A 744-nucleotide genomic window follows, 5' to 3' on the forward strand; every position below is an offset into this window, starting at 1 on the left:
TGCATCTGTTTTATTCCTTCAAATTACCGCTCCTTCATGCTCAGGTGTGGGAGCTGTTTCCTTCTGCTTCGTGCAGTGATTGAGTTAAACGTCGTAGCAAGATGACGTTTAAGTCTGGGTATAACAGGCCATAGATGAGCCAAAAAGGACTATCGACTGTTAAGCTACTCATTTTAACCGCTAAGCGCAAATTGCGTCCGACATTTTTATCTAAGGTGATCGGTTTTTTGCGTGATCATCGTGCGCAGCCAATTCAAGGCTGGGTCGTTTTCTCTGTCTCTGTGCCAAAACAGAGTGTAAGCCATGGGCGGGAATTCAAGCGGCAATGGCAAGACCACCAAGTCGAGCTGTTTGGCAGCCAGTTGCACAAAGTGGCTCGGCGCAGTAAAGATGAAGTCGGTGTAAGAACACAAGCTGGCGGCACTATTGAAATCTGGAACGGTGACTGCAATATCGCGCTCTGCGCCAATGTCCGCTAAACGATAATCCAACAACCAACGGTCGTTTCCATCACATCGCACTTGTACGTGACGAAGTGCGAGATACGCTTCGAGGTTCCACTTCTGTTTTAGTGCGGGGTGGTTTTTACGAATGATGCACATCTGATGGTCGCGATAGATTTCGAGTTCGCAAATATCATCCGGTGGCAGTAGGGTAAGTTTTGCGTCATTGATGTCGATGTCTTTACCAGTTAATCCCAAGTCCAACTCACCACGCTGCAACATTTTGAAGGTGTTATCTGAC

The 744-nt window shown here is 47.3% G+C and carries 1 protein-coding gene; it reads right to left on the reverse strand.

Going from position 1 to position 744, the window contains the following annotated elements; genetic code table 11:
- Positions 1-206 precede the first annotated feature (206 nt).
- Positions 207-744, reverse strand: a 538-nt coding sequence (locus R7044_RS25215) for a LysR substrate-binding domain-containing protein (RefSeq protein ID WP_263857043.1), incomplete at its 5' end; no start/stop codon positions are given.

The organism is Vibrio sp. 1402 (assembly GCF_033340275.1).